Origin of the sequence: Janthinobacterium sp. UMAB-56 (assembly GCF_900095265.1) — a bacterium.
Taxonomy (GTDB): Bacteria; Pseudomonadota; Gammaproteobacteria; order Burkholderiales; family Burkholderiaceae_D; genus Janthinobacterium.
Window position 1 is genome coordinate 136773 of sequence record NZ_LT607655.1, and the last position, 4180, is coordinate 140952.

The following is a 4180-nucleotide window of genomic DNA, read 5'->3' on the forward strand; positions in this document are numbered from 1 at the left end:
AGGCTTGAGCGGTCGCCACGACGTGCTGGCGGCCCTGAACGGCGTGCTGCGCGGCACGGGCCTGAAGGCCGAGCGCAGCGCGAACGGCAGCTATGTGCTGCGCCCGGCGCAGGACGAATCCGGCGCGGACACCATCGCCATGATGCCGGAAGTGTCGGTCAAGGCGCAGCAGGATGTCACCGAAGGTTCGGGCGCGTATGCCACCACCCTGCCGATCGCCACGGCCACGCCGCTGGGCTTGTCGATCCGGGAAACGCCGCAGTCGGTCAGCGTCATCACGCAGCAGCGCATGCAGGATCAGGGCTTGAGCAGCATCGCACAAGTGATGGCGCAAACGCCGGGCATCACCCTGTTCTCGCTGGGCAGCGAGCGCACGGGCTTTACCTCGCGCGGCTATTCGATCACCAATTACCAGCTCGATGGCGTCAGCACGCACTCGGAAAACCTGGGCCTCAATGCAATACCGTCGCAAAGCCTGGCCGACATGGCGCTGTACGACCGCATCGAAGTGCTGCGCGGTGCCTCCGGCCTGATGACGGGCGCGGGCGATGCCTCGGGCGCCATCAATATGGTGCGCAAGAAGCCGACGCCACAGTTCCAGGCCTCCGTCGAGGGCGAGCTGGGCTCCCACGATGAACGGCGCGTCCTGGCCGACATTGCCGGCCCGCTCAACGCAGCGCGCACGGTGCGCGGCCGCCTGGTGACGGTACACGAAGAAGGCGACAGCATCATCGACGGCTACAGCCGCGACAAGAAAGTGGTGTATGGCGTGATCGAAGCGGACCTGTCCGCCGACACGAAACTGACAGCCGGCGTCACGCACCAGCGCAAGCGCTCAAACGGCTCGCTGTCCTACCTGGGCTTCCCCCTCTTCTACAGCAATGGCGTGATGACAAAGCTGCCACGCTCCTTCAGCCCGGCCGCCAAGTCGAACCGTTTCGACAGCAATTCGACCGACTTCTTCGCCACCGTGGAACACGCGCTGGCAAACGACTGGAAGCTGAAAATCTCGGCCAACCGCGTGCAGTCGTCGCAGGAAGAACGCGCCGTCTACCTGAACGTGAGCGATGGCTTCCCCGAACAGGCCACGGGCGATGGCCTGCGCTTGAGCGCCGACTACCGCGATTACCAGCTCCAGGTCAACAGCGTGGACGTCAATGTGCGCGGACCGTTCAGCGCATTCGGCCGCCAGCACGAACTGGTGCTGGGCATGGACTACAGCGAATTTCAAAGCACGACGGATGGCCGCTTCGACAAGAGCATCCAGACCACACCCGCCAACCTGTACCGCTGGAATCGCACGGCAACGCCCGTGTTTGGCGATACCTTCGTCACCTACGACAGCACGCGCCGCCAGGCCAGCGCCTACGCGGCCAGCCGCTTTACGCTGTCCGAGCGCCTGAAACTGATCGCCGGGGCAAAAGTGCTGCGCTACAGCGAGAATTACATTTCGGACGCGCCTTCCGTGCCATTTTACAGCGCGTCGCCCGCCTCGGAGAGCCGCGTCTTCACGCCGTATGGCGGCCTGGTGTTCGATATCGACGGCACGCACAGCGCCTACGCCAGTTATTCCACCATCTACCAGCCGCAAGCCCAGCAAGACCGCTACGGCAAGTTGCTGGCGCCGCGCGAGGGCAAGACCTTTGAGGCCGGCATCAAGAGCGGCTGGCTCGATGGCCGCCTGAACACGGCTGTCGCGCTATACCAGATCCGCCAGAGCAACCTGTCCGAATCGGACCCCGGCTACACCGTGCCCGGCACCAACAACCCCGCCAATCGCACCATCAAGGGCGCAAAAACCCGGGGCGTGGACCTGGAAGCGACGGGCGCCCTCACTCCAAGCTGGAATGTGTCGGCCTCGTGGTCGTACAGCCAGACGGAAAACAATGCCGGCAAGGCCATCCTGACCACCTTCCCGCGCCACCTGGTGAAACTGTGGACCACGTATCGGCTGCCGGGCGAGTTGAATCGCCTGACCATCGGCGGCGGCATGAACTGGCAGAGCCGCGTGCATTCCGACATAGACGCATGGCAGATCAACAGCACCCTGCACTGGGAACAGAAGGCGTATTCGGTGGCCAGCCTGATGGCGCGCTACGACGTCAACGACAAGCTGTCGGCCACCGTCAACGTGGCCAACCTGTTCGACAAGCAGTACACGGCTTCCGTGTCGGACTGGTGGTACTCGGGCATGTATGGTCCGACGCGCAAGGTGGCACTGAAGGTGCGTTATCAGTTCTAGGGCTGGCTGAATAGTTCACACTGGCGCAGGGCCGGTGATACAATTTTCCCGCTTCACGGGCGTTGCCGGCCATTGCCGTCAACGCCCGTGCCCATAGAGACACCCAAGGAGAATGTGTGAAGGACCTCGCCCCCGCCCTGCCAGCCGATCCGGCCGACCAACCCGCCAATCCCTCGCGCCGGCGCATTTTCCAGGCCGCTTCCGCAGTCGGCCTGGCCGCCAGCCTGCCGGCGCTGGCCGACGCCGCGCCAGCCAGGAAGACCATCGCCAAAGGTTCGCTCGACGCGAAACTCAAGGCGCACGTCAAGAACGTGGTCGTGATCTACCTGGAAAACCGCAGCTTCAACAACCTGTTTGCCAATTTCCCCGGCACCAGCGCGCCCCTGTCCGCCGTCACGGCAGAGCAGGCGCAGCAACTGGACCGCGACGGCAAGCCGCTGGCCACCCTGCCAAAGATCTGGGGCGGCCTGGTGCCGAACCAGCAAAATATCGGCGGCATCGATTACCTGATCAAGGAAGAGCAGATTTCAGGCCTGCCCAACGCGCCCTACAAATTGAGCGACGCGGCCGGCAAGCCCCTGCCCGAGAGCATCATCACGCGCGACCTGGTGCACCGCTTCTATAACAACCAGATGCAGATCAACGGCGGCAAGAACGACGGCTTTGCCGCGTGGGCCGACAGCGGCGGCCTGGTAATGGGCCACTACGGCGAAACGTCGAAAAACCTGAACCTGTGGCAGATCGCCGAGCAATACACCTTGTGCGACAACTTCTTCATGGCGGCCTTCGGCGGCTCCTACATGAACCACCAGTTCCTCGTCACAGGCCGCGCCAACGAATATTTCAACGCCTCCGAGACGGCGGCGAAGAAAAAGATCGCCGTACTGTCCGACGGCCCGCAAGGCGTGCGCCTGGCGATCTCGCCCGACTGCCCCGCCTCGGCGCTCGATGGCAAGCCTAAATACGTCAACGACGGCGCCCTCACGCCGGACGGCTATGCCGTCAACACCATGGCGCCGCCCTACCAGCCCAGCTATGTCCGCCCCGCCTTTGATGGCGACCCGCTGCATGCCGACCCGGCCGACGCGAATACCTTGCCGCCGCAAACCTACGACACCATCGGCGACCTGCTGTCGCGCAAGGGCGTCAGCTGGGCGTGGTATGGCGGCGGCTGGCAAGCGGCGCTCGACCACAAGGGCGGCGGCAGCAAGCCCAACTTCCAGTTCCACCACCAGCCGCTGAACTACTTCAAGCAGTTCGCGCCCGGCACTGCCGCGCGCGCCGAGCACCTGCGCGACGGCGGCACGGGCGACAGCCCGATCTCGAACAAATTCCTCGCCGCCGCCGTGGCAGGCAAGCTGCCGGCCGTGACCTTCTACAAGCCGCAGGGCAACCTGAACCTGCACGCCGGCTACTCCGATATCGAATCGGGCGACCAGCATGTGGCCAACGTCATCCAGCACCTGAAGGAATCGCCGCAGTGGAAAGACATGATCGTGGTGATCACGTTTGACGAAAACGGCGGCTGGTGGGATCACGTGGCGCCGCCAAAAGGCGACCGCTGGGGTCCGGGCACGCGCATTCCCGCCATCGTCGTCTCGCCGTACGCGAAAAAGGGCGCCGTCGATCACAGCTTCTATGACACGACGTCCATCCTGCGCCTGATCACGCGCCTGCACGACTTGCCGCTGTTGGAAGGCCTGAAAGTGCGCAACGACGCCTTCGCGTCACGCGGCGCGCTGCCGCCGGGCGACCTGACGGGGGCCCTCAGCTTCCGTTAAGCCCCACACGGTGCGGCACGCCTGTGATACACTGCGTGCCGCACTTAAATCCGCAGGACAGGTATTCCTGACGGTTGTTCCAACAATGAGCCCGACTCCAGTAGCCGGGCTTTTGTTTTGTGGATGAAGTTAAAGCGTATAGACATAGGCGGGCAGC

General features: G+C 64.0%; 2 protein-coding genes. Both read left to right on the forward strand.

Annotation, left to right across the window (positions count from 1 at the left end):
- Window positions 1-2242, forward strand: a 2242-nt coding sequence (locus tag K0F85_RS11490; RefSeq protein WP_219116172.1) for a TonB-dependent siderophore receptor, incomplete at its 5' end; no start/stop codon positions are given.
- A 116-nt stretch (window positions 2243-2358) separates the two neighbouring features.
- Window positions 2359-4023, forward strand: coding sequence for an acid phosphatase (locus K0F85_RS11495; protein WP_219116173.1), 1665 nt, complete (start codon window positions 2359-2361; stop codon window positions 4021-4023).
- The last annotated feature ends 157 nt before the right edge of the window (window positions 4024-4180 follow it).